The organism is Micromonospora sp. M61, from assembly GCF_018070245.1.
Lineage (GTDB): Bacteria > Actinomycetota > Actinomycetes > Mycobacteriales > Micromonosporaceae > Micromonospora > Micromonospora zamorensis.
The window spans coordinates 38,535-63,262 of the sequence record NZ_JAGPYA010000024.1; the positions used below are offsets into that span (position 1 = coordinate 38,535).

Genomic DNA, 24,728 nt, shown 5'->3' on the forward strand with positions numbered 1-24,728 from the left:
ACTCGTGCCGAAGCTGGGCCGACACGGCCGTAAGCGGTCGCCAACGTGGTGCTACCGGCGTACGGTCGCTGGTATGACCAGCGCGATGAGGAAACTGTCCATCTCCGTGCCACCCGACGTGGCGGAGCGCCTGGAGCGCGAAACCAACGCGAGCGCGTACATCACCCAGGCCGTCCGTGACCGGATGCGGCTGGACGCCCTGGACGCGGAGCTGGCCCACCAGGGCATCCCGATAACCGAGCAGGGCGTGGCCGAGGCGCGCGCCCGCCGGGCCGCCGTGGAGGCCGACTGGTCCCCGGAGCGCCGCAGCGCCCTTCGCGAGCGGGTCCGCCAGCACGCGCTGGACGCCGCCGCCGGAACGCCCGAACAACCGGCCGCGTGAGCCCCGAGGACGACCGCCCGGTCCGGCTCGTGCTGGACCGGTCGGCACTGCTGGCGTACCTGGCGGGGTCGGTGCATGTGGGGGAGCCGCTGCACGAGGTCATCCAGGACCGCAACAGGTTCGGCGTCACCGCCGTGACCGCGGCGGAGGCCCTGGCGATCGTCACCGACCCGAAGGAACGAGCGACCCTGCACCGCCTGCTGAACCTGGACGCTTGCGAGGTGCTCTCCACCGAGGGGCGCTCCTGGCACGAACTCAGCTTCTGGCGCACGGTGACGGGCCGTGCCGATCTGGCCACCACAGCGCTGGCCGTCCTCGAACACGACGCCTCGATCCTGACCGCTGAGGACCGGTACGGCGACGGCGAGCTACCAGTGATCCACATTCCCAGCTGACGGCACGGAAACCGGAGGTCAGGCCGGCAGGGCGAGATCGAGGACGGCGCCCAGCCCGTTCTCCCGACCGGGTTCGGCGGCCGGGAGCACCAGCGCCGCGCAGCCGGCGGTCACCGCGCCCGCGTCGGCTGGTGTGTCACCGACCATCAGCGTCTGTTCCGGGTCGACACCGAGCATCCCGCAGGCGCGCCAGAAGATCGCCGGGTCGGGCTTGCAGCGCCCCACCTCGTAGGAGAGCACGAACGCGCCGACCAGGTCGGTCAAACCCCACGTGTCGAAGTGCGGCCGCAGGTCGAAGCCGATGTTGCTGACCACGGCGACCGGCACCCCGGCGTCGCGCAACGCGGTCAGCGTTGGCGCGGTGTCCGCGTACGGCAGCCAGCCCTCGGCGGTCAGCAGCCGCTCGTAGAGCGCGTCGGCGAAACCCTCGATGCCCGCGTCGACCGTCTCGGCCAGCCCGGTGTACGCGCCCCGGTGGGCGTGTTGGTAGAGGTCCCGGTCGGCCCACAGCTCGGCCAACCGTGGTGGCACCCGCGCCGGCAGGGGCCCTCCGGCACGCCCGGCGGTGAGGAGCCGGTCGGCCAGCGAGGTGGCCCGGACCCGATCCAGGGTGACCCCGCACGCCGCCGCGGCCTCCAGCACCCACTGCCGGGGCTCCTCCACCTGGGCCAGGGTGCCGTGGAAGTCGAAGAGCACCGCCTTCACGGGCCGTCGGGACGCCCGGGGGGCGGCGGCCTCGTTGCCCGGCGAAGGAGTCTGGGTCGGTTCGGCATGGTCCGGCACGCCGTGCACCCTACCGACCGCCGCCGACGGCACCTCCGGACGGCCTTGTGGGGTGTCGTGTCCCGGCACGCACTAATCTTGGTGTCATGTCGAGTCCCGCCGAGCGTTACGCAGCGGCGCGCCGCCGGGCCGCGCAGGCCTCACAGTTCCCCGCGCTGGACGAGTTCGCCCTTGACCTGGGGTTCGACCTCGACGACTTTCAGCGTGAGGCGTGTCAGTCGCTGGAGCGGGGCAGCGGTGTGCTGGTCTGCGCACCCACCGGCGCCGGCAAGACGGTGGTCGGCGAGTTCGCCGTCCACCTGGCGTTGCGCGGGCGGCCCGACGACCCCGTGACCGCCGACGACACGGGGACCCCGCCGCCCCGGCGCAAGTGCTTCTACACCACGCCGATCAAGGCGCTGTCCAACCAGAAGTACCACGACCTGGTCGCCCGGTACGGCGCCGAGCAGGTCGGTCTGCTGACCGGTGACAACGCGATCAACGGCGACGCGCCGGTGGTGGTGATGACCACCGAGGTGCTGCGCAACATGCTCTACGCGGGCTCCAGCACGCTGCAGGGGCTGGCGTACGTGGTGATGGACGAGGTGCACTACCTGGCCGACCGGTTCCGTGGCGGGGTGTGGGAAGAGGTGATCATCCACCTTCCCGAGTCTGTCACCCTGGTCTCGTTGTCGGCGACGGTCTCCAACGCCGAGGAGTTCGCCGACTGGCTGGTCACCGTGCGCGGCGAGACCGCGGTGGTGGTCAGCGAGCACCGGCCGGTGCCGTTGTGGCAGCACATGCTGGTCGGCAAGCGGATGTTCGACCTGTTCCACGACGCCGACGCCGCCCGCAAACACGACGTGCACCCGGAGTTGCTGCGCTACACCCGGGAGACCGTGCGGCGGCTGGATCTGGGCGAGGGGCGCAGCGCGGGGCCCGGCGCGGGTCGGCGCGGCCCGCGCTGGCGTGGCCCGATGCGCCCGGACATCGTCGACCGACTGGACCGGGAGGGTCTGCTGCCGGCGATCCTGTTCATCTTCAGTCGTGCCGGCTGCGCCGCCGCGGTGCAGCAGTGCCTCGCCGCCGGGCTGCGGCTGACCTCGGCGGACGAGCGGGCCGAGATCCGCCAGGTGGTCGAGTCCCGGGTCACCGCCATCCCCGGCGAGGACCTGACGGTGCTGGGCTACTGGGAGTGGCTCGACGGCCTGGAGCGCGGCCTCGCCGCCCACCACGCCGGCATGCTGCCGGTGTTCAAGGAGATCGTCGAGGAGTTGTTCGTCCGCGGCCTGGTCAAGGCGGTCTTCGCCACCGAGACCCTGGCGCTGGGCATCAACATGCCGGCCCGCTGCGTGGTCCTGGAACGGCTGGTCAAGTACAACGGCGAGGCGCACGTCGACCTGACCCCGGGGGAATACACGCAGCTCACCGGGCGCGCCGGTCGCCGGGGCATCGACGTGGAGGGGCACGCCGTCGTGGTGTGGTCCCCGGAGACCGACCCACGGCAGGTGGCCGGGCTCGCGTCCACCCGCACCTACCCGCTGCGCTCCAGCTTCCGGCCCTCGTACAACATGGCGGTGAACCTGGTCGGCACTGTCGGCGCGGAGCCGGCCCGGGCGCTGCTGGAGTCCTCGTTCGCCCAGTTCCAGGCGGACCGGTCGGTGGTGGGTCTGGCCCGGCAGGTGCAGCGCAACACCGAGACGATCGAGGCGTACGGCGCGGAGGCCGCCTGCCACCACGGCGACTTCGACGAGTACTTCGCGCTGCGGGTGGCGATCGCCGATCGGGAGAAGGCTATCGCCCGGCAGGGGCAGACCCAGCGCAAGGCCGCCGCGGTGGCGTCGCTGGAGCGGCTGCGCGTCGGCGACGTGATCCGGGTGCCGTCGGGCCGTCGGGCCGGGCTGGCCGTCGTGCTGGACCCGGCGACCGGTGGGTTCGGTGAGCCCCGGCCGTTGGTGCTCACCCAGGACCGCTGGGCCGGACGGGTAAGCCCCGGCGACTTCACCACCCCCGCCGAGGTGCTGGCCCGGATCCGGGTGCCCAAGCACTTCAACCACCGTTCACCGGGTGCTCGGCGGGATCTCGCCGCCGAGGTCAGCGGCACCGGTCTGGACCGGCACGGCGGCCGACGGGGTGGCCGTTCCCGACAGGTGTCCGGGGAGGACCACCAGATCACCCAGCTCCGCACCGAGCTGCGTAACCACCCGTGCCACGCCTGCCCGGAGCGGGAGGACCACGCCCGCTGGGCGGAACGGCGTCGGCGGCTGGAGCGCGACACCGAGGAACTGCGCGAGCGCGTCTCCGGGCGTACCGGGTCCCTCGCCCGCACCTTCGACCGGATCGTCGCGCTGTTGACCGACCGTGGCTACCTCGCTCGCGACGGCGCGGTCACCGACGCGGGGCGGATGCTCGGCCGGATCTGGACCGAGGCGGACCTGCTGGTCGCCGAGTGCCTGCGCCGGGGAGTGTGGAACGGCCTGTCCCCGGCCGAGTTGGCCGCCGCGGTGTCCGTGGTGGTCTTCGAGGCGCGCCGCGACGTCGACGAGCGGGCGTCGCTGCCGCGCGGCCCGGTGGCCGACGCGGTCGACGAGACGTTGAAGCTGTGGGGAGAGATCGAGGCCGACGAGGCGGCGCGCGGGCTGAACGCGACCCGGGAGCCTGATCTCGGCTTCGCCTGGCCGGTCTACCGGTGGGCCCGGGGTGAGGTGCTGGCCAAGGTGCTCGGCAGCGGTCACGAGATCGACGGCGAGATGCCCGCCGGTGACTTCGTCCGGTGGGCGCGACAGGTGGTCGACCTCCTCGGTCAACTCGCCGATTCCGGCGGCGCCTCCCCGGAGCTGCGTTCCACGGCACGGCAGGCGATCGCGGCGATCAACCGGGGTGTCCTGGCGTACCACACCTCGGCCTGATCACCACATTCGATCACCATCGGTGTCGAATCGACGCATCGGACGGTCACCGTGACAGCACCCCCCGGATAGCCCGGGGGGCGCTGTTGCGCCTGATCACGGCACCCCTGATCATTGCCGGAGCGCCTTGTTGACGCGCCGCTAACAAATGGGGAGAAACCGCCGTGGCGGAGATCAATCACTTTGAGTACGGGTGGATCACGCCCGCGCTGAGCTACGCGCTGTCCGTGCTCGGCTCGATCCTCGGTCTGGTCTGCGCCGGGCGAATCCGCAGGGCGCAGACGAACGGCCAGCGGGCCTGGTGGGGTCTGCTGTCGGCCTGGGCACTGGGCGGCACCGCCATCTGGGCGATGCACTTCATGGCCATGCTCGGGTTCGCCGTCGAGAACACCCGGATCCGCTACGACGTGCCGCTGACCGTGGCCAGCACGGCGATCGCGGTGGTGGCGGTCGGGATCGGCCTGGCCATCGTGGGCACCGGCCGGTTGAACGCGGTGCGACTGATCGCTGGCGGCATCTTCACCGGTGCCGGTGTGGCGTCCATGCACTACACGGGCATGGCGGCGATGCGGCTCAACGGCAGCCTCGACTACGACACCGTCCGGGTCGTGCTCTCCGTGGTCATCGCCGTCGTGGCGTCCACCGTCGCGCTGTGGCTCGCGATGACGGTCCGCCGCGGGTTGGCGATCTTCGCCTCCGCGCTGGTCATGGGTGTCGCCGTGAACGGGATGCACTTCACCGGGATGAGCGCCCTGTCGGTGCACCGCCACGAACGGGCGGGTGAGGTGACCGGCGCCGGGGTGAGCACCCTTCTGGTGCCGATCATGCTGGCGGTGATCTTCGGGGTGGTCGGTCTGCTCTACGCCCTGCTCGCCGCCCCGACCGACGACGACCGGGCCGCCGCGGCGTACCTGGACGGGCGTCGGGTCGCGGAACCGGCCGCGGCGACGCCGGTCGCCGCCCCGGACCCGGTCGGTCTGCGCGCCCGCTCCACCCTCGGCCAGCCCGGCACCCCGTTCCCGTCCCGTCGGGACACTCCGCCCCGCTGACCCGCGGCGGGCGGACAGGTCGCCGGCGGCTCACGTCGGCGGGCGGACAGGCCGCCAGCGGCTCACGTCGGCGGGCGCCCGGGCCGGCTGCCGTCGATGACGACGGTGGCCAGCAGCCCTGGGTGGTCGGTGGTCCCGCGCATGGTCACCGACCTGCGGCAACAGAGGGTGATGCCGGTCGTCGCCACGATGTGTTGTAGTGCGCCGTCGTCGACCCGGGAGAGGCCCGGCGGCGCACAGGAGCGCACGTCGGGGTCGGCGTCGGCCCGCAGATTGAGGTCACCACCGAGCACGGCGGGCCCGGAGCCGGTGCCTCCACGGATCGTCGGCAGGATCGTGTCGAGCAGGTGGCCGCACTGGGCGAGCGCGACACGGTAACTGGTGTTGGCCAGGTGCGTGGTGCAGGCGAGCAGGGCGCCGTCGACGTCGACGCAGAGCCAGGCCCGCTCCTCCGGGTCCGCGAGGTCCTGCGTCGGGTGGATGCCGCTGTACACGACGCGCGGGGTGTCCGGCGTCCGGACGTGGGCCAGCAGCCCGATGCCGTACGGCTGACCGTTGCGACACCTGGTGTCGGCGCCGCTGGGCCGGTCGCCGGCGGCCTGGAACGCGGCCACGACGCTGCGACCCGGGTGGACGGTCTCGAACACGCGCCGCAGGGCGGGCACGTCGTCGTCGCAGATCTCGTTCAGGGTGACCACGTCGGGGGCCTCGGCCCTGATCACGTCGGAGGCGACGGCGACGGACCGGCCGGTGTAGCAGCCGGCGCGGCCACTGTTGCAGAGGTTCAGCTGGAGCATCCGCAGGACCGTGGGTCTGATGGTTTCCGTGGAGCTGGTCACCGTCGGCCCGGCCGGCAGCCCGGCGGCGACGATCAGGAGGCCCACGGCCAGGGCTCGGCGCGGGAACCGGTGCAGACGATTGGCCACGCGCACTCCGGGTGGGGGAGGCGACGGTCGTCGCCGCGGTGCCCGTGATCGTACTCGCGGCCGGCCGCGGCATCACCCCGCGCGGGTTGCCGATGGGGGCACGCGCGGCGCGTACCCCCATCGGGCTGGTCAGCGCGCGCGGACCGCGACGACCGTGTACGGCGTGGTCGGGGTCGGTGGGGTGGTGAAGCGGGCGTTGGGCAGATAGAGCCGGCCGAGCGCCTTGGCGACGGTCGTGGGGACGTCGAAGTTTCCGTCGGTGATGGTGGTGGTGAGCGTTCCGGCGGTGCCGGCGTGGTTGAGCGTGACCACCGCGATCTGGTTGAGGCGGTTCTGCACGACGTAGAGGGTGCGGCCGAGCAGCAGCAGCCCGTCGCCGTTGGTGAAGGTGTGGCCGGGCACGTCCACGACGGTGCTCACGCCGGTCGCCGGGTCGACCCGGAACAGCGTGCCGGTGGTCGACTGGACGACGATCAACGCCTTGCCGTCCGGTGTGGTGGTGATGCCGTTGAGGTTGACGCCGGTGCCGACCTGCTCGTACGCGCCGGTCAGCGCGATCGTGGTGAAGCCGTCGGCGGGCGGCAGCGCGCCACCGCGGCCGAGCGGCAGCCGGTAGAGCACCGGGCGGTTGGAGTCGGTGAAGTACGCGGCGTGGCGGGTCAGGACGACGTCGTTGACGAACGTCGGGGCGGTGGCGAACTGGTAGCGGGCCAGCACCTCGCCGGTGCGGGTGTCGAGCACGCGGGCGTCGCCGGCCGTGCCGCCGGAGACGAACAGCCGGCCGCGTGCGTCGACCTTGAGGCCGAGCGACGGTGTGCCGGTGGGCGCGCCGATCGTCGTGCCCCGGCCGGTGATCAGGTCGACGCGCTGGATGGCGCCCGTCGCGCGGGAGCCGAGGTAGGCGTACCGGCCTGCGGTGGCGATGCCTTCGGGCTGGAACCCGTCGGGTAGGGCGAGGACGGTGGGTGGCCGCACTCCGGGGTGCGCCTGCGCGGGCGCGACGGCGACCGAGGTCAGGAGGGCGGCGGTCAGGGCGCCGCCGAGGGCGGCCCTGAGGGGTCGGTTCACTGTGCTCCTTCCGGGCGGCGAGGCGGCACGAGCCGACCCATCCGCCACGATCACTGGGGCCAGGACCCGATCCACTGTACGACCGCTGCCGTCCGCCCGCCCGGCGTGCGACGCCCGACGTCACCGGGGCGGCCCTCAGGAGCCGCGCCGGTGACGCGTCGAACTGCGGATCTCAGGGGTTGCGTACGAGCCGCCACCGGTTGTCCGCGCTGCCGTTGTCCGAGTCCTGTACGGCCTGCGCGCCCCAGGCGGTCGACCCGTTCAGGATCCCGAGCAGCTTGTTGCTGTTGACGTTGCGGATCTTGTAGGTGCCGTCGCCGTTGTCCACCAGGATCCACCGGTGGTCGGCGGTGCCGTTGTCCGACCATTGCAGGACCCGGGCGTTGTCCGCCGTGGACATGTTCTCCACGCCGAGGACCTTGCCGCTGTTGACGTTGCGGAACCGGACCGCGTTGCCGTCGGTCACGATCATCCAGTTGTGGTCGGCGGTGCCGCTGTCGCCCCACTGCACCGCCAGCCCGCCGTCGGCGGTGGACATGTTCTGGACGCCGAGGACCAGCCCGGTGCCGACGTTGACCAGGCGGCTGCTGCCGCCGGTGCTGCCGCCGCCGCTGGTGCTCCAGTAGACGGTGTAGTTGTATCCGTGGGCGTCCTGGAAGGGCGCCAGGTTGACAGTGGACCCGTTGGCGTTCGCGGTGAACGCGAGTGCCGTGGTGCTGGTCCGGGAGATCGACGAGACGGTGAGTGCCGGCAGGGTGCTCAGGGCGGTGTTGCCGTAGTTGCCGGCCAGCACCGACGGGCCGTACGTGACCGCGGCGACGTTGGCGTTGTCGTTGGCGGCCCGCACGACGACCTGCATCGGCAGGCGCACGGTGATGGTGTCGCCGGCGGCCCAGGTGCGGGTGACCGTGGCGTAGCTGCCCGGTGTGGTGGCGACGTTCTGCACCGTGCCGTTCACGGCGATCGTGGCGCCGTTGGTCCAGGACGGGATCCGCACCCGGATGCTCCACGAGCCGCTCATCGACCCGGACAGGGTCAGCGTGCTGGTGTCACTGACCGGGTAGTTGGTGCTCTGCGTGACCGTGATCCCGCGTTGCGACCAGGTCAGCACCGACGGCGTGAACAGGTTCACGGTGAGCGTCGTGCCGTTGTGGAAGTAGATGGAGTCCATCAACCTCGTGTTGATCTCCAGGCCGGTGCCCTGGCAGCACCAGAACGAGTTGTAGTCCGTGCTCCAGGTGCCGCCGCCCCACGCCGGCCCCACGCCTCGACGCCCGCCCGGCCGCAACGGGGTGAAGTAGGTGATGTGGCCGTGGCTGTCCGCCGGGTTCTGTCCGCCGATCAGGTGGTTGATCGTCGCGCGCTCGTAGAAGTCGAAGTAGTCCGCCCGGTTCGGGTCGAGCAGCCACAGCTCCCGGGTCAGCTTGAGCATGTTGTAGGTGTTGCACTGCTCGCAGGTGTCGTTGTTGAGGTACCCGGCGATCGCGTTGGGCGCCCGGAAGTGCTCGGCCTGGCTGTTGCCGCCGATGACGTAGGAGTGTGCGCCGACGGTGATGTTCCACGCGTTGCTGGCGATGTCCCGGTAACGGGTGGTCCCGGTGGCCTTGAACTCCCGGGCGGCGCCCACCCACTTGGGGACCTGGGTGTTGGCGTGCAGGCCGGAGAGCTGGTCCTGGTTGGAGGCCAGGGGGTTGAACACGGCGGCGTGGTCGAAGCGCTGGGCGGCGGTGAGCCACCGGGTGTCGCCGGTCTGCTGGTAGATGTCGGTGAGCACGTCGTTCATGCCGCCGAACTCGGTGCCCAGCATCGACTGCATCTGGCTGGAGCTGAGCCGGGCCGTGCGGGTGTCGACCCAGCCCGCGAGGGACAGCAACACCGTACGGGCCTGCGTGTTGCCGGTGTAGCGCCAGACGTCGAGCAGCCCGGCGAGGGTCTTGTGGATGCAGTAGTAGGGCACGTTGCCGTTGGACAACGTCCGCGCCTCCAGCGCGGTGAAGTCGGACTCGGGGAAACCGGAGAGGTAACCCGCGCCGAAACCGGCAGCCCCGTTGTTCGCCTGGCACTTGGCCAGCTCGGCCACCATGTAATTCGCCTTGTCCCGGCAGGTGGTGTCGCCCAGCACCGCGTACGCGTACGCCCAGGCGGTCAGGAAGTGCCCCTGCATGTGGGTCCGGAAGGGGAAGTTCGGCGCGTCCCAGCCGCCGTTGGTGGCGGCACCGTTGGTGGACAGCCGGTGGTTGGCGCGGAAGTTGTAGAGCATGCGGTCGACGTCGACGAACCGCAGGTAGTTGAGCGTCCGTGTCTGGTTGTCCATCCAGCGGCCGCTGGTCAGCCGCACCTGGCCGAGGTCGAACGGGTACGCCGAGACGCCGATGTCCGGCCGGACCGGTGGCACCACGGCCGCAGCCGCGCTGCCGGCGGCGACAGTGGTGCCGGTCGCGGAGAGCACCACTGTGGCTCCGGCGGCCTGGAGCAGGTGTCGGCGGCTGAGGGGTGGCATGGAACCTCCAAAGGGACTTGTGACAGCGGGACGGGTCTGGTGGTGGACGACCGCAACGGCGGGCGGGGCTGGGCGCGCCGGCGGCGGCCGTCGCGGGTGGGGGTGCTGCCGCTGTGGACTTCCACGTGCTGCCCGGTGTAATCGCTCCACGTCAATGTGATCGCTAACATAGTTGGTCGTTAACATGCCCGCAACCCCCGTGACGCCTGCTGTCCGATCCGGTCGTGCCGAACTCGCGCCTCGGGCGACTGGTCGCGTCGTGTCCCACCTCGGCGACGGCCTGAGGGCTCCGGCGGGGTCCGAAATAGAGGTTATGGCGGAATGGACCGAATCGGCGGGTGGCGGATCATGATGACCTGCCCTCCGTTGACGCCCGCCGCACCCCTCAGTACGGTGCATCGTAAAACGTGGATGTCAACGCTGATACGTCAGCGTTACGGCGAGGTTGCGCCGGTCGTCTCACGCCAGTTCAAAAACCCAGGTCAGAGGCAGCGGAAGGGGGGTGTTGGCGATCACCTGTTAGCGCTAACAGGATGCCCGTTTGTGCTGCTGGGTCTGGCGACAACGAACGCCCGCTCGATCGGCAGCCGGGTGGCGGCAGTCCGCCGATTCAGACATCGCGCACCGCGCATTCGGTAGGAGAAATCGTGAAGGTGAAAGATCGCACCAGAGCTGGCGCCGGCAGCCGCGCCCGACGCGCCGTCGCCTGGCTGGCGAGCATCGTCTGCGTGCTGGCACTGGTGCCCGACACGGCCAGGGCCGACAACCCCATCGTCCAGCACATCTACACTGCCGACCCGGCACCCCTGGTGCACAACGGCCGGGTTTACCTCTACACCGGACACGACGAGGACGGCTCCACCTACTTCACCATGCGTGAGTGGCGCGTCTGGTCGTCCGCCGACATGGTCAACTGGACCGACCACGGGTCGCCGATGAGCCTGTCGACCTTTGCCTGGGCGGACGCCAACGCGTGGGCCGGGCAGGTCATCGCCCGCAACGGGAAGTTCTACTGGTACGTGCCGGTGCGCCAGCGCTCGAACGGGCAGATGGTCATCGGAGTGGGGGTGGCGGACAGCCCGACCGGGCCGTTCCGGGACGCCATCGGTCGACCTCTGGTCGGCAACAACGAGATCGACCCGTCGGTGTTCATCGACGACGACGGGCAGGCGTACCTGTACTGGGGCAACCCGGGCCTGTGGTACGTGAAGCTGAACTCGGACATGATCTCCTACTCCGGCAGCGCGACCCGGATCACGCTGACCACGGCGGGGTTCGGCACCCGGACCGGCAACGCGAGTCGGCCCACCCTCTACGAGGAGGGACCGTGGGTCTTCAAGCGCAACGGGTTGTACTACAACGTGTTCGCGGCCGAGTGCTGCTCGGAGTTCATCGCCTACTCCACCGCGCCGGGCCCGACCGGACCGTGGACGTACCGGGGGACGATCATGCCTCGGCAGGGCAGCAGCTTCACCAACCACGCCGGTGTCATCGACTTCAACGGCGGCTCGTACTTCTTCTACCACAACGGGGCGTTGCCCGGCGGCGGCGGTTACACGCGCTCGGTGGCGGTGGAGAAGTTCAGCTACAACTCCAACGGCACCATCCCGACGATCACCATGAGCACCGCCGGGGCGCCGCAGGTGGGCACGCTGAATCCGTACGGGCGGCAGGAGGCCGAGACGATCGCCTGGGGTTCCGGCATCGAGACGGAACCGTCCAGCGAGGGCGGCATGAACGTCGGCTGGATCGAGAACGGCGACCACGTGAAGGTCAAGGGGGTCGCCTTCGGCGGCGGCGCGACCTCGTTCACCGCCCGGGTCGCCTCGGCGACCAGCGGCGGCCGGATCGAGGTGCGGCTCGACAGTGCCAGCGGCCCGGTCGTCGGCACCTGCACCGTGGGTGGCACCGGCGGCTGGCAGACCTGGGTCACCACCACCTGCGCGGTGAGCGGCGCGACCGGCACGCGTGACCTGTACCTTCGCTTCGCCGGCGGCACCGGCAACCTGTTCAACCTCAACTGGTGGCAGTTCGGTGGCACCGGCGGCAGCGGGAACGTCCTGACCAACGGCAACGTCGAGAGCGGCACGACGGGTTGGGGCGTGAACGGCAGCGGCACGCTCTCCACCAACACCTCGGTCGTGCACGGCGGCGGCGGATCGCTGTCGATCACCGGGCGCACCTCGGCGTGGAACGGCCCCAGCCAGGACGTGACCTCGAAGCTCACCAACGGCAAGAGCTACACCACGAGCGTCTGGGTACGCGCGCAGAGCGGCACACCGTCCGCGAAGGCGACCATCGCGCTGACCGCCAACGGCACGACGAACTACCTTCAACTGACGCCGACGGCGGACGTGAACGTCAACGGCTGGACCCAGCTCACCGGCACGGCGACCGTCTCGTGGAGCGGCACGCTGACCGGGGCCACGTTCTACGTGGAGACGGCGGCGGGCACCGACAGCCTCCTCGTCGACGACGCCTCGTTCCAGTGACGCGGTGCCGGAGCCGTGCCCGTACGGCTCCGGCAGTCCGCCGCAGCGCGGGATCGGCGCGAGCACCACTCGACGCTTGACGAACGGCATGTTATCGCTCACAGTCGATGGGTGAGGGCGGCCGCACCTGTGGCTCACCGGGCGAGCCTGCCGGTCGCACCTCCGCACACGACGTCCGCCCAGGGCATGCCGGACGTCGTGGCAGGGCTCCCACCAACGGCGCCGTGACGGCCACCGGGCTCTCGCTCGTCACGGTCCCGCCGGTGGTTGGGACGAATCCGCAATCGGCACTGGCGTCGGCGCTGACATCGCCGCCGCCGGTCTCTCCGACATTCGCGGGAGCAGATTCGGGCGCTGCACCTCCATCGCTGAACCACCACAGAGAAGGAAGTCGCATGAACCACAAACGAGCCCTGCGAGCGGCGGTGACCATCGCAGTGGCCGGCGCCCTGGCAGCCGGAATGACACTGACGATGACCACCGCGGCCAGCGCCGGCACGACCCTGCGGGCCGCGGCGGCGGAGAAGGGCCGCTATTTCGGTGCGGCCGTCGCGACGGGCAAGCTCTCCACCAGTGCGTACGCGACCATCCTGAACCGTGAGTTCAACAGTGTCGTGGCCGAGAACGAGATGAAGTGGGACGCCACCGAGCCGCAGCAGGGCCAGTTCAACTATGGCGGTGGTGATCGTCTGGTCAGTCATGCGCAGGCCAACGGGATGAGCGTGCGGGGTCATGCGCTGTTGTGGTATCAGCAGCAGCCGGGCTGGGCGCAGGGGATGTCGGGTAGCGCGTTGCGGAACGCGGCGATCAACCATGTGACGCAGGTGGCGACGCATTTCCGGGGCAAGATCCATTCGTGGGATGTGGTGAACGAGGCGTTCGCCGACGGTGGCAGTGGTGGGCGTCGTGATTCGAACCTGCAGCGCACCGGTAACGACTGGATCGAGGCGGCGTTCCGGGCGGCGCGGGCGGCGGATCCGGGTGCGAAGTTGTGTTACAACGACTACAACACCGATGGGATCAACGCGAAGTCGACGGGCATCTACAACATGGTGCGGGACTTCAAGTCCCGTGGGGTGCCGATCGATTGTGTGGGTTTCCAGTCGCACCTGGGCACGTCGTTGGCCGGTGACTACCAGGCGAATCTGCAGCGTTTCGCCGATCTCGGTGTGGACGTGCAGATCACCGAGCTGGACGTGATGACCGGCGGCAACCAGGCCAGCATCTACGGCTCGGTCACCCGCGCCTGCCTGGCTGTCTCGCGCTGCACCGGCATCACCACCTGGGGCGTGCGCGACTGTGACTCGTGGCGGGGTTCGGACAACGCCCTGCTGTTCGACTGCAACGGCAACAAGAAGGCCGCGTACACGGCCGTCCTGAACGCCCTCAACGCCGGCCCGGGCATCCCCACGGACCCGCCGCCGACGACCCCGCCGCCCACCGACCCGCCGCCCACGACCCCGCCGCCGGGGACGCCGGACGGTTGCTCGGCGTCGGTGTCGGTCAACTCGTGGACCGGTGGGTTCGTGGCCACCGTGAAGGTGACCGCCGGTTCCGCCGGGACGAACGGGTGGAACGTCAGCGTTGCGCTTCCCGGTGGCGCGAGTGTCACCAACACCTGGAGTGCGACGGCCAGCGGCACCACCGGCACGGTCCGGTTCACCAACGTGGACTACAACGGTCGGTTGGGTGCCGGCCAGGTCACCGAGTTCGGTTTCCAGGGCAACGGCAGCGCCTCCGGCCTGACGCCCACCTGCACCGCTTCCTGAACACACGATGACCGACTGACGTCGGCCGGTGCGGAGAACCACGACGGTCCTGCGCACCGGCCGACATCAGGTCGCGCCGTACGGGTCGATCAGGAGTACGGAAGCCGCAGCACCGACTGGTTGCCGATGCCCACGGTGCTCGGGTTGTTGCCGATCGCCGACCAGACCTCCACCCGGACCGTGCCGTTGCTCAGTGCGCCCAACGTGCCGGTCGCCGTTGACAGGCCGGCGTTCTGGGTGTAGTGCTCGTACCCGGGGACCGGGTCGGTGGCGAAGTAGCGCAGGGTCTCCACCCGCTCCCAACTGCCGTTGCCCGTGAGGTCGTAGGAGATCCGCACCTGCACGCCGTTGCCGACCGCCGTCCCGGCGTCCACGAACAGGTCGAACGTGGTCTGCCCGCCGGTGTAGGCGAGGTTGAGGCCGGTGGCCGTGAAGACCTGCGCGTTGGTGGGCGTACCGTCGTGGTTTCCGTTTGCCGCCGCGACAGTCGTCGTGGCCGCGCCACCGGCGGCGCCCAACCCGCCTCCGGGCAGCAGGTACCGCGTCGGACCGCCCGTGGCCGGCGGCGGGGTGGTCGTCGGCGGGGGGTCCGTCGGCGGGGGGTCCGTCGGCGGGGGGTCCGTCGGCGTCGTCGGGGGAACGCCGCCAGCGGCGTTGCCGCCGCTCCAGGTGTACGCCCCGGTGGTGGCCGTCTTGCCGGCTCCCACGCTGAGCGTGGTGCCGTTGGAGAAGGTCACCGTGATCGGCGCGGCGGTCGGGTTCGATGCCACGTAGGTGCGGGCACCGTTGCGCGAGAAGACCGCCGACAGCGGATGGTTGCCGGTCACCGTCGTGTCGACATTGCCCAGGGCCGCCAGGTTGCGGATCCAGTGGAAGGTGTGCGCCCGGCTCTCGCCCTCCTCCGGGGTGTAGCCCGGGTTCGCGCGGAGGTTCGCCAGCGCCGCGTCGGGGTCGCCGAGGGCCTGGAACTGCCAGAGGATGTCCTGCCACACCGTCGGTTGTCCGCCGTTGTTGCGGACGAGCTCGGCGTAGTTGGTCCGCACGTACGCCGGGTTGTTGCCCAGGTAGAGGTGACCGCCGGTGACCGGCAGCAGGTTGATGCCCTGGATCATCTCCGGCTCGGCGCTGAACCAGGTGGCGTACGCGCCGCCGTCACCCCAGACCATGCCGACCGTCGAGTGGCCGAACGCGGCGGGGAAGTTCTGGTCGCTGACGTCGAACCAGTATTCCTGGATCGCCGCGGCCTGCGTGGTGTAGAGGAAGACACCCGCGTCGCGGACGGCGGTGTCGCCGGTCGTCTGCCCCCACTGGATCAGGGCGCTCGCGAAGTTCATCCCCTCCGACGAGGACTCCTGGTTGTTGCCGGAGCCGAACGAGCCGTGCCCGGACGCCCAGTCGTGGCCGGCGTAGATGTCGAAGTCCCGCAGGTACGGGAAGCGGGTGTCGTCGCGACGGTAGTTGTTGGCGTCCCGGATCAGCAGGTCGACCATGCCGCCGTAACGGCTGGTGGCCGCCCAGGTAGGGTCGAACTTCGCCAGGGTCGCTGCGGCGGCGATGTAGTAGCCGTAGTGGAAGTGGTGGTCGTTGAGCTCCTGGTCGGACCCGTACGACGCCGGGTAGCCGATCAGGGTGCCCCAGGTGTTGTCGTAGTAGAAGACCCTGCTGGTCTTGCCGCTGGACGCGGTGAACCAGTCGGTGAGCGTGCTACGGATCGCGTTCAGCGCGCTGTCGCGCGTCGTGGTGTCGTTGACCTGGTCGGCGATCTCGGCGATCCGCGCGGCGCGGCCGAGGCCCTTGCCCGTCCAGTAGGTGTCGTTGCCGCGCTGGTCCATCGGGTTGGCGCGGGTGGCGGCCAGGTGCCCGGTGAGCGTCGACAGGTCACCACCGCTGCCGTCACCGACGGCCGGCAGCTCCGGCAGGATGCCCTGGAACTTCATGGCGGTGCGGAACTGGTTGACGCCGGTGAGCACCTTCATCCGGCCGCGCGCCGACGGGTAGGTCGGCGTGATCGCGGTGGAGCCGCTCAGCGATTTCCACTGGTGCGGGTAGAGGCTCACCACGGTCTGCGTGGCGGTGCCCTCCCGGGCGGTCGTGGTGAACGCGTACGTGGTGGTCAGGCCGCTGGTTGCGGGGTTGTAGGCGTACGAGACCTGGGTGCCGGTCACGTGGGCGTGCGCGTACTGACCGTAGGTCGCGGCCAGCGCGGCGCGCTCGGTCGCGCTGGACGTCGGCGGCAGCAGGGCGACGGAGAAGTAGCCGCGACCGGCCAGGGTGGACGAGATCCGGCCCGACGCCACGGTCCAGCTGGCGCCGCTGGGGGCGAACCCGACGTAGTCGTGGCCGTTGACCCGGAAGCCGATGGTGGCGCCGCTGTTGGACCAGACGTCGGGGGTGCCGGCGGTGCTGATCTGCGCGTTCCCGCCGGTGGTCTGGAAGTACGCGAAGGGCAGACCGTGGCCGATGGTGGCGCGCATGGTGCGCGTGCCGTCGCTCCAGTGCGGGCTGACCGTCCAGTCCGTCCAGCCGTCGACCTTCACCAGGGGAGCGGCGAGCCCGGCCACGCCGACCCGGATGTCCTGCACGTACGGGTAGTGGAACTCCCCGACGCCGGTGGCGGTGCCGCTGATGGCGGGAGTGGAGTTGCCGGAGAAGCCGAGCCCGTCACCGAAGGTGTCGTACGAGATCGGGTGGGCGTGCAGCGGTTCGCTGAAGGAGCAGTCGGTGCGCTTCCACAGCAGGGAGGACCACCAGTCGTTTGTGGGTATCGGACCGGTGGGCGCGTTGGCGGTGGCGAACTGCCGGGGGTTGCTGGACATCGCGCCGCACCCGCTCGGCAGCGGACCGACGGGGGTGGTGGTGTAGCTGCCGGCGCCGACGGGCGCGGCTTCGGCGGCGCGGGTGACGGGGATCGCGAGGCCGCCGACGATCAGGGCCAGCGCGGTGGTGGCGGCCAGGACCCATCGGCGGTGGGGGACGGGAGGTTTCATGGTGCCTCCATCGCGCGTCGGGTGCGGCCCTTGCCGGCTCCGACGCGTTGCGTCTGAATTGGGGGGAAGGTCGGGTGAGAGAGCGCTCTCACGGCCACGGTAGTGGAGCACCTAGATCCCCGTCAATGTGTCCATCCCGTTGCGTACTGATGTCGCTATTTGCCGGCGCCCTCACGCTCGCTCAGCAGCGTCTCCGGCGCGCGCATCCGCCACGCGTCCGTCACCAGCTCGTCCAGGCGTTCGAGGTCGATCTCCGCCAGGCGCAGCAGCACCAGGGGCAGCCCGTCGTAACCGGGCGCGGTGAAGAAGACGTCCGGTTCGCCGAGCAGGAGAGCCTGCTTCTCCGCCTCGTCCCCGACGAACAGCACGGCGATGTCGAGCCGGATCACCCGCGGCCGGCCCGGCACCCGCTCCGGATAGGACCAGACGAAGCCCTTGTCGGCCACCCGGAAATCGAAGCCGTCACTGGCGATCTCCACCACGTGCGGCAGGGCCAGCGCCACCCGGCGTACGTCCTCCGCGTCAACCACCGGGACCCCTCGCACCGCGTACCGTCCGCATGTGCCGAGATTACGCGGTGGACAGGCCGATCGCGGTCGCCCCGATGACGGCCCGGGTGCCGCTCTCCTGCACGTAGCCGACGACCATGGCACCGCGCGGATCGAGATCGGGCGGCACCGTCAGCTCCATCCGCCCGCCCTCGGCGTCCGCTCCCACCGACGTGAAGGCCCGTACGACGTTGTCCTGCCGTAGCGTCCGCCCGGCGTTCTCCCCCCGGGCGATCTCGCTGTCCAGGCCGCGTTGCACGATCGCCACGTTCAGCACCGCGCCCTCCGGTGGCTGATCGACCTGGTAGTCCAGCACCACCCGCGGCCCGCCGACGTCCGGTGCGGACAGCGTGAGGGTGGTGGCGGCGGTCGTGGCCAGGGCGGACGCGATCGCACCGGCCGCCCGTCGACGATCGGACCCGACGAACTCGACGGTGCCGTTGACGACCATCTGCGGCGTGTACAGACGTCCGGAGCCGAAGGCCCGGGCGTACGCCTCCTGCCGCGCGGTGTAGGCAGCGTCGGCGAACTGGTCGGGCCAGCCCAGATCGTCCCAGTAGTCGACGTGGAACCCGAGGCCGAAGACAGGTTGACCCCGTTCCTGGGCGTCACTCTCGATCTCGGTCAGCAACTCCTCGGCGGGAGGGCAACTGGAGCAGCCCTGTGAGGTGAACATCTCCACGACCGCGAAGCCGCCGTCCGTCGATGGGTTCGTCATGTGGCGTGTCTCCTCCCACGTGCCGGCTGCGGCGCTGCGTTTCCCGTTCCGGCCCGGACAATGCGCGGCGGGTGTCTCCTGCTGGCCTCTTGGGAGGCGTCACCGGCGCGGGTGGTTGGATGGTCGGGTGCAGTTCACCGTGACAGACGCGCCGGAGCGGGAGCGCTTCGAGGCGCGCGACGAGGCAGGCGTGGTCGCCGGGTTCGTCACCTATCAGCTGACCGGCTCGATCATCGCCTACACCCACACCGAGGTCGACCCGGCGTTCGAGGGCCGGGGCGTCGGGTCGACGCTGGCTCGCGCCGTGATGGACGACGCGCGCGCCAAGCGCCGAACCGTAGTGCCGATCTGCCCGTTCCTCGCCGACTGGCTGGTCAAGCACCCGGAGTACGAGGGCATCGTGGTCCGCTCGACCCGCAAGGTCAAGTAGACCGGCCCCTTCCGCCCTTCATCCCGTCGGGAGACGTGCACGATGACTGCTCAGACCTTCCGGGCGCTGCACCACGGCCGCGCCCTCGGAGACCCGCTCGTCCTCCCCGGTCCCTGGGACGCGGCCAGCGCGCTGGCCTTCGCCGAGGCCGGCTATCCCGCGCTCGCCATCCCCAGCGCCGGGGTCGCCGCCTCGCTCGGCTACGAGGACGGCGCTACCCCGCCCGACGAGATGTTCGCCGCGGTGGCGCGGATCGTCCGGGCCGTCTCCGTCCCGGTGTCCGCCGACGTCGAGGGCGGGTACGGCCTCACCCCCGGCGAGCTGGTCGGGCGGCTCCTGGAGACGGGCGCCGTCGGCTGCAACCTGGAGGACTCCGAGGGAGGCGCCACGCTGAAGGATCCCCAGCGGCACGCGGACTGGCTGGCCGAGGTGCGCGCGGAGGCTGGCGACGCGCTCGTCATCAACGCGCGCGTCGACACGTTCCTGGTCGGCGCGGGTGACCCGGCCGACGCGGTGGCACGAGCCCGCCTCTACACGGCCGCCGGCGCCGACTGCGTGTACCCCATCCTGGCGCCGCCGGAGCTGCTGCCGGTGCTGCGCGAGGGAATCACCGGCCCGATCAACATGGTCGCCGGCGCGGACAGCGAGTCCGTGGCCGAGTTGGCGCGCTGGGGCGCGACGCGCATCACCTTCGGGCCGGCCATGCAGCGGTACGCCATCGGGGCGGTCGGCGACCTCGCGGCACGACTGCGCGCCTGAGCCCGCCCACCGCCCCGGGAGTGATCAAGCGCCAGCCGCGCGGCGATCGGTCGGGCGCCAGCCGCGCGGTGGTCGGTCAGGCGTCGGCGCGGGCGGCGAGGGCGTCCACCAGGCGGCGGGCCGAGCCGGCCAGGTTCCACCGTCCGGCCAGGTCGAGCAGCCGCTCCGGATCGACCGGGGCGGTCGGCAGCGCGGTGGGCAGCTCCGGCAGTGGCACGTCCAGGGCGACCCGGACCACCGTCGGCGCCACGGCCAGGTAGTCGCGGGCCGCGGCCAGCTTGGTGCGCAAGCCCGGTGCGAAGGACGAGTCGGAGTCGTCCAGTGCGGCCAGGATGCCGGCGATGCTGCCGTACCGCTCGATGAGCCGGGCGGCGGTCTTCTCACCCACACCGGCGACCCCGGGCAGCCCGTCGCTGGGGTCGCCGCGCAGCGCGGCGAAGTCTGCGTACCGGTCGGCCGGGACGCCGTAGCGTGTCCGCACCGCGGCGTCGTCGCAGTCGTCCAGCTTGGCGACGCCGCGCCCCACGTAGAGCAGCCGGACCGGCCGGGTGTCGTCGATGAGCTGGAACAGGTCCCGGTCGCCGGAGACCACCTCGACCGGGCCGGGCTGGGTCACCGAGAGCGTGCCGAGCACGTCGTCGGCCTCGTAGCCGGTAGCGCCGACCGCGGTGATGCCCACGGCGGTCAGCACCTCCAGGATCATCGGCACCTGCGGGGAGAGCGTGTCCGGGACGATCTCGCCGCCCTGCGGGGCCACCCGGTGCGCCTTGTACGACGGCAGCAGGTCGACCCGCCACGCCGGGCGCCAGTCGTAGTCGAGGGCGCAGACCATCCGGTCGGCGCCCCGCACGCGAATCAGGGTGGCGAGCATGTCGAGGAAACCGCGCACCGCGTTGACCGGGGTGCCGTCGTCGGCCTTGGCGGCGGACTCCGGAATGCCGAAGTAGGCCCGGAAGTAGAGGCTCGCTGCGTCGATCAGCAGGATCGGGGGTCGGTGTGCCACGCCGGACAGCCTGGCACAGCCGTCCGACGATCCGGGGTACCCCCGGCCGCCCGGTGCTGTCAGCGCTGGTCGTCGTGCCGGTAGACGGTCTCCCGACGGGCCAGGTGCTGCACGACGTAACTGGTCACCAGCAGCAGGATCGCCACCAGCACCTCGACCCAGGCCGCGACGCCGTCGGCGACGGTGAGCCCGATGATCAGCAGAGCCAGGCCGACGAGCGCGAGGACTCCCGCCCACAGTTGGCGGCGACGGCGTGTCGCCGCCCGGTTCGCCTCGTTCCCTGCCACGTCGGTCCTCCCGGTCGAGGTCGCCCGCGCGGGACCCCGATCCCAGGCTAGGGCCGCGGGGGACGCGCCGGGCCGGAAAACGACCGTGCGAGCTGGTCGTCGCGCGGCGCAGACTGCCGGTATGGCGTTTCTTCCCGGCCTGACGTTGGCCCGTCGCTATCACGACGAGGTGGTCGCGCCGATCCTGCGCCGCCGGTGTCCCGACCTGCCGTACGCGGCCGGACTGCTCGACGGCGGCTCGGAGTTGCTCGGCCTGGACACCGTGCGGTCCACCGACCACGACTGGGGGCCACGCGTGCAGCTGTTCGTCCCGGCAGCCGAGGCGGCCCGGGTCCCCGCGCTGCGCGCCGCGCTCGACGCCGAGCTGCCGGTGGAGTTTCTGGGTTGGCCGACCCGTTTCGTCGGCGAGGACAGGCGGCTGGGCGTCTCCGACCCGGCGGGCAGCCGGCACGGGGTCGACGTCGCCGAACTGGCCGGCTGGTGGCGCGACCGGCTCGGCTTCGACCCGGCCGCCGGGGTCACCACGGCGGACTGGCTCGCCACCCCGACCCAGCGGCTGGCGGAGGTGACCGGCGGCGCGGTCTTCCATGACGGTCTCGGTGGGGCGCTGACGGCCCGGCGTACGGCGGTCAGCTGGTATCCGACGGACGTGTGGCGCCACGTGCTCGCCTCCGCCTGGACCCGGATCGCCCAGGCGGAGCACCTGCCCGGCCGGTGTGCCGAGGTCGGTGACGAGCTGGGCAGCCGGGTGGTGACCGCCGGGCTGGCCCGGGATCTCATGCGGCTCGGTCTGCTGCTGCACCAGCGTTGGCCGCCGTACGACAAGTGGCTCGGCACGGTCTTCGGCCGGCTGGACGACGCCGAGCCGGTGGTCGTGGCGCTGGCCGACGCGCTCGGCCCGGGCGACTGGGCGCGGCGTCAGGCGGGGCTGGTCGAGGCCCTGGAGACGGTGGCCCGATGGACCGACGAGACCCGTCTCGCGGTGCCGGTGCGCGCCCGGGCGCGGCCGTTCCACAGCCGCCCCTTCCTGGTGCTGCGCGCCGAGCGGATCGCCGCCGCGCTGAGTGCCGCCGTGACCGACCCCGCGCTGCGTGACCGGCCGCTTGTGGGCGCGGTCGACCAGTACGTGCACAGCGTCGATGTCCTCACCGACGCGGCCCGGGTGCGCCGGATCGCCGGCAGCGTCTGATCAGCCGCCCGGTCACCGATCCCCGACACCGACCGTCGACGTAGCGGGGCGGCTCGGCTCGTCGCCCTGGTCGTGGTCGGTGAGGTCGCGCAGGTGCCGGACGGGGGAGAGCAGCAGCACCAGCGGCGCGCAGACCAGTGTCGCCGCGAAGACGAACAGGGTGGCGCGGGCGCCCAGCGGCCCGGCCAGTGCGCCGGCGACCAGCCCGCCGACCGGGATCGCTCCCCAGGACACGAACCGCACGGTCGCCATCACCCGGGACAGCAGGTCGGGTGGGCTGGCGATCTGCCGGTAGGTCCGGGTGGTCACGCTGAGCACCACCGTCCCGAGGGAGAAGACCACGCTGCCGGCGGCGAAGGCGGCGTACGCCAGCCACCCGGTGCCCCAGGGGATTCCGAACGCACCGACGACCGTGGTGAATCCGGCGGCGATCAGGGCGCGGGCGGTGCCGATCCGTGTCGTGATCCGGGTGGTGAGCGCCGCCCCGACCAGGGCGCCGACCCCCTCGACGGCGAGCAGGACGCCGACCAGGCCGACCGGGGCGTGCAGCTCGCGGACCAGGTAGAGCGGGTGCAGCGCGAACTGCGCCCCGCAGACGAGGTTCATCGTCGTCGCGGCCCACATGCTCGGGCCTATCACCGGGTGGTGCGCGACGTAGCGCCAGCCCGCCCGGATCAGCTCACCGATCGGGGGCCACTGGTCCGGCGCGTCGACGCGGGTGGCGGGCAGGGTGCGCAGCAGGGCCGCCGATACGAGGTAGCTGGCCGAGTCCACCAGCAGGGTGGGCACCGCGCCGAGTGTCTGCACGGCGAGCCCACCGAGGGAGGGGCCGCTGAGCAGGGTGGCGGCGTGGGTGGCTGAGGTGAGGCTGTTGCGGGACTGCAACTGCTCGCGTTCGACGATGCTGGGCAGGAAGGTCGAGTTGGCCACGTCGAAGAGAACGTTGGCGAAGCTGACCACGAGCGCGGTGACCACCAGGTGGGCGACGGTGAGGTGGCCCCACCACCAGGCGAGTGGGATGGACGCGACGGCGACCGCACGGGCCAGGTCGGCGCCCACCTGGGCGCCGCGCAGCGGCAGGTGTTGCACGATGACTCCGGCCGGCAGCCCGATCACGATCCAGGCGACGTAGCTGGCCGCGGCGATCAGGCCCAGCTGGAACGCGGAGGCGTCGAGGACGGTGAGTGCGGTGAGCGGCAGGGCCACCGCGCCGACCGCCGACCCGACCATGCTGGTCGTGCCGGCGGTCCACCAGCGCCAGAACACCCCGGCCCGTTCGTCGACGTGCATGTCGCCGTCCCCCGTTCGCCGAGCCAGCGCGTTCCAAACTGGAACGGACTATAGTCGGAGCGGGAGCAACGGAGGTAGCGGGTGCGGCGAGAGGATCTTGCCGATGCGGACTGCGGCATCGCGCAGGCGCTCGGCGTACTGGGGGACTGGTGGACGTTCCTCATCGTGCGCGACGTCGCCGGCGGGACGACCCGCTTCGACGCGTTGCAACGCGAGCTGGGTGTCAGCCGACGGGCGCTGACCGAGCGCCTCGGCGCTCTGGTCGAGCACGGTGTGTTGGAGCGCCAGCCGTACTCACGACACCCGCCGCGCTACGACTACCTGCTCACCGCGAAGGGCGAGGGGCTCCTGCCGGTGCTGATCGCCCTGCAGGACTGGGGGACGAGGCACCTGATGGGTGATGGAGAGTTGACCGCGACGGCCGACGCCGGGTCTGCCGAGGCGCGCCGGGCACACGACCTGATCGGGCGGCGGTTGCCCGAGGCCGTGCTGCCGGGTGCCGACGGTCAGCCGGTGTCGGTGGCCGCGACGGGCGAGTGGAGCGTCCTCTACCTCTTCCCCGGGGCGTACGCGCCGGGGACGCAGGGCTATCCGCCGGCCTGGTCGGAGATCCCCGGTGCCCGGGGCTGCACCCTCGAATCGACCACCTACGCGAAGCGGCACCCGGACTTCCAGGCCGCCGGGGTACGGGTCTACGGGATCAGCACGCAGCGACCGGACCAGCTCGCCGACTTCTCCGCGTACGCCGGGCTGCCGTTTCCGCTGCTGTCCGACCAGGACGGCCGGTTGGCCGCCGGGCTGCTGCTGCCCGTCTTCCGCGCCGGTGGGATGACCCGGTTCAAGCGGCTGACGCTGCTGGTCGACCCGCAGGCGGTGGTGCGGGCCGTGCAGTTCCCGGTCACCGACCCGGCCGGCTCGGTGGAGGAGATGCTCATGCTGGTCCGCGAGCACGCGAGGATCCCCGGCTGACGCGGGGCGTCGACCGGGCACCCGTAGCGCTGGCCCGTCTGCGAGCCAGCACAGCCGTGGCGACCTGCGCGATCCAGATGGCACCGGCCATGGTCATTATCGGGGGGACGAGGTTCGGGCCAGAGCTGTGGAACGGCTGCGCGGTCATCGCGACCCCGAGCATGAGGCACCCCACCCACGCCCCGATCGTGCAGACGGCGTACGACACCGTGACGTCAGAGCTGGACTTCATCCTCCCCACGTACCGGCCCACGGTCGGGGGTACGGCCAGTATCAGACCGAGCGGTATGGCAAAG

Annotated in this window: 20 protein-coding genes; 10 read left to right on the forward strand and 10 right to left on the reverse strand. The window is 71.3% G+C overall.

Annotation, left to right across the window (positions count from 1 at the left end):
* Positions 1-73: 73 nt before the first annotated feature.
* Positions 74-382 (forward strand): hypothetical protein, encoded by a 309-nt coding sequence (locus KBX34_RS15970; RefSeq protein ID WP_088948128.1) that lies wholly within the window; start codon positions 74-76, stop codon positions 380-382.
* Positions 379-777 carry a hypothetical protein gene (locus KBX34_RS15975; RefSeq protein WP_210925616.1) on the forward strand — a complete coding sequence of 133 codons (399 nt, stop codon included), beginning with the start codon at positions 379-381 and terminating at the stop codon, positions 775-777. The genes KBX34_RS15970 and KBX34_RS15975 overlap by 4 nt, the downstream gene beginning before the upstream one ends.
* 18 nt (positions 778-795) lie before the next feature.
* On the opposite strand, the gene KBX34_RS15980 is transcribed toward KBX34_RS15975, so the two are convergent.
* On the reverse strand, positions 796-1,560 hold the full coding sequence (locus KBX34_RS15980; protein ID WP_088951735.1) for an HAD family hydrolase: 765 nt from the start codon (positions 1,558-1,560) through the stop codon (positions 796-798).
* Positions 1,561-1,646: 86 nt separating this feature from the next.
* On the opposite strand from KBX34_RS15980, the gene KBX34_RS15985 reads away from it, so the two are divergent.
* Positions 1,647-4,448: an RNA helicase gene (locus KBX34_RS15985; protein ID WP_210925618.1), complete on the forward strand. Its 2,802-nt coding sequence runs from the start codon at positions 1,647-1,649 to the stop codon at positions 4,446-4,448.
* Positions 4,449-4,612: 164 nt separating this feature from the next.
* A complete protein-coding gene (locus KBX34_RS15990; RefSeq protein WP_099853398.1) occupies positions 4,613-5,497 on the forward strand; it encodes an MHYT domain-containing protein in 885 nt (294 codons plus the stop codon).
* Between the two features lie 62 nt (positions 5,498-5,559).
* On the opposite strand, the gene KBX34_RS15995 is transcribed toward KBX34_RS15990, so the two are convergent.
* From KBX34_RS15995 to KBX34_RS16005, 3 genes are all read right to left on the reverse strand, one after another.
* Positions 5,560-6,423, reverse strand: a complete 864-nt coding sequence (locus KBX34_RS15995) for an endonuclease/exonuclease/phosphatase family protein (RefSeq protein ID WP_307871411.1) — start codon at positions 6,421-6,423, stop codon at positions 5,560-5,562.
* 129 nt (positions 6,424-6,552) lie between these two features.
* A complete protein-coding gene (locus KBX34_RS16000) occupies positions 6,553-7,491 on the reverse strand; it encodes a superoxide dismutase (protein ID WP_210925621.1) in 939 nt (312 codons plus the stop codon).
* 172 nt (positions 7,492-7,663) lie between these two features.
* On the reverse strand, positions 7,664-9,991 hold the full coding sequence (locus KBX34_RS16005) for a beta-L-arabinofuranosidase domain-containing protein (RefSeq protein WP_210925623.1): 2,328 nt from the start codon (positions 9,989-9,991) through the stop codon (positions 7,664-7,666).
* Positions 9,992-10,731: 740 nt separating this feature from the next.
* On the opposite strand from KBX34_RS16005, the gene KBX34_RS16010 reads away from it, so the two are divergent.
* Together KBX34_RS16010 and KBX34_RS16015 are read left to right on the forward strand one after the other, a co-directional pair.
* Positions 10,732-12,483, forward strand: coding sequence for a family 43 glycosylhydrolase (locus KBX34_RS16010; RefSeq protein ID WP_210925672.1), 1,752 nt, complete (start codon positions 10,732-10,734; stop codon positions 12,481-12,483).
* Positions 12,484-12,878: 395 nt separating this feature from the next.
* Positions 12,879-14,252, forward strand: coding sequence for an endo-1,4-beta-xylanase (locus KBX34_RS16015; protein WP_210925625.1), 1,374 nt, complete (start codon positions 12,879-12,881; stop codon positions 14,250-14,252).
* 89 nt (positions 14,253-14,341) lie between these two features.
* Here the strand turns inward: KBX34_RS16015 and KBX34_RS16020 are convergent, their stop codons facing one another.
* The 3 genes from KBX34_RS16020 to KBX34_RS16030 form a co-directional block, all read right to left on the reverse strand.
* Positions 14,342-17,239 carry a glycosyl hydrolase gene (locus KBX34_RS16020; protein ID WP_210925626.1) on the reverse strand — a complete coding sequence of 966 codons (2,898 nt, stop codon included), beginning with the start codon at positions 17,237-17,239 and terminating at the stop codon, positions 14,342-14,344.
* A gap of 155 nt (positions 17,240-17,394) precedes the next feature.
* Entirely contained in the window at positions 17,395-17,769 is a 375-nt protein-coding gene (locus tag KBX34_RS16025) for an MmcQ/YjbR family DNA-binding protein (RefSeq protein ID WP_088948137.1), read from the reverse strand.
* A 40-nt stretch (positions 17,770-17,809) separates the two neighbouring features.
* The gene (locus tag KBX34_RS16030) at positions 17,810-18,505 is read right to left on the reverse strand and encodes a thioredoxin family protein (RefSeq protein WP_210925628.1); all 696 of its coding nucleotides are present in this window, start codon (positions 18,503-18,505) and stop codon (positions 17,810-17,812) included.
* A gap of 127 nt (positions 18,506-18,632) precedes the next feature.
* Between KBX34_RS16030 and KBX34_RS16035 the strand changes: the two genes are divergently transcribed.
* Together KBX34_RS16035 and KBX34_RS16040 are read left to right on the forward strand one after the other, a co-directional pair.
* Entirely contained in the window at positions 18,633-18,935 is a 303-nt protein-coding gene (locus tag KBX34_RS16035) for a GNAT family N-acetyltransferase (RefSeq protein ID WP_088948139.1), read from the forward strand.
* Positions 18,936-18,977: 42 nt separating this feature from the next.
* Positions 18,978-19,694: an isocitrate lyase/phosphoenolpyruvate mutase family protein gene (locus tag KBX34_RS16040; protein ID WP_141909362.1), complete on the forward strand. Its 717-nt coding sequence runs from the start codon at positions 18,978-18,980 to the stop codon at positions 19,692-19,694.
* Between the two features lie 76 nt (positions 19,695-19,770).
* Here KBX34_RS16040 and KBX34_RS16045 read toward each other — a convergent pair whose 3' ends face one another.
* Both KBX34_RS16045 and KBX34_RS16050 read right to left on the reverse strand, forming a co-directional pair.
* Positions 19,771-20,697, reverse strand: coding sequence for a 5'-3' exonuclease (locus KBX34_RS16045; protein WP_210925630.1), 927 nt, complete (start codon positions 20,695-20,697; stop codon positions 19,771-19,773).
* Positions 20,698-20,756: 59 nt separating this feature from the next.
* Entirely contained in the window at positions 20,757-20,984 is a 228-nt protein-coding gene (locus tag KBX34_RS16050) for a hypothetical protein (RefSeq protein ID WP_088948142.1), read from the reverse strand.
* 121 nt (positions 20,985-21,105) lie between these two features.
* On the opposite strand from KBX34_RS16050, the gene KBX34_RS16055 reads away from it, so the two are divergent.
* Positions 21,106-22,173 (forward strand): DUF4037 domain-containing protein, encoded by a 1,068-nt coding sequence (locus KBX34_RS16055; protein WP_210925632.1) that lies wholly within the window; start codon positions 21,106-21,108, stop codon positions 22,171-22,173.
* 12 nt (positions 22,174-22,185) lie between these two features.
* Here KBX34_RS16055 and KBX34_RS16060 read toward each other — a convergent pair whose 3' ends face one another.
* The gene (locus KBX34_RS16060; protein ID WP_210925633.1) at positions 22,186-23,463 is read right to left on the reverse strand and encodes an MFS transporter; all 1,278 of its coding nucleotides are present in this window, start codon (positions 23,461-23,463) and stop codon (positions 22,186-22,188) included.
* A gap of 81 nt (positions 23,464-23,544) precedes the next feature.
* On the opposite strand from KBX34_RS16060, the gene KBX34_RS16065 reads away from it, so the two are divergent.
* The gene (locus KBX34_RS16065) at positions 23,545-24,432 is read left to right on the forward strand and encodes a winged helix-turn-helix transcriptional regulator (protein ID WP_210925636.1); all 888 of its coding nucleotides are present in this window, start codon (positions 23,545-23,547) and stop codon (positions 24,430-24,432) included.
* The last annotated feature ends 296 nt before the right edge of the window (positions 24,433-24,728 follow it).

Excerpts from the sequence above, each read along its gene's own strand:
- KBX34_RS16015 (WP_210925625.1), top strand. The coding sequence starts at position 12,879 with ATGAACCACAAACGAGCCCTGCGAGCGGCGGTGACCATCGCAGTGGCC.
- KBX34_RS16030 (WP_210925628.1), bottom strand. The coding sequence starts at position 18,505 with ATGACGAACCCATCGACGGACGGCGGCTTCGCGGTCGTGGAGATGTTC.
- KBX34_RS16055 (WP_210925632.1), top strand. The coding sequence starts at position 21,106 with ATGGCGTTTCTTCCCGGCCTGACGTTGGCCCGTCGCTATCACGACGAG.
- KBX34_RS16005 (WP_210925623.1), bottom strand. The coding sequence starts at position 9,991 with ATGCCACCCCTCAGCCGCCGACACCTGCTCCAGGCCGCCGGAGCCACA.
- KBX34_RS15970 (WP_088948128.1), top strand. The coding sequence starts at position 74 with ATGACCAGCGCGATGAGGAAACTGTCCATCTCCGTGCCACCCGACGTG.
- KBX34_RS16060 (WP_210925633.1), bottom strand. The coding sequence starts at position 23,463 with ATGCACGTCGACGAACGGGCCGGGGTGTTCTGGCGCTGGTGGACCGCC.
- KBX34_RS16040 (WP_141909362.1), top strand. The coding sequence starts at position 18,978 with ATGACTGCTCAGACCTTCCGGGCGCTGCACCACGGCCGCGCCCTCGGA.
- KBX34_RS16020 (WP_210925626.1), bottom strand. The coding sequence starts at position 17,239 with ATGAAACCTCCCGTCCCCCACCGCCGATGGGTCCTGGCCGCCACCACC.
- KBX34_RS15985 (WP_210925618.1), top strand. The coding sequence starts at position 1,647 with ATGTCGAGTCCCGCCGAGCGTTACGCAGCGGCGCGCCGCCGGGCCGCG.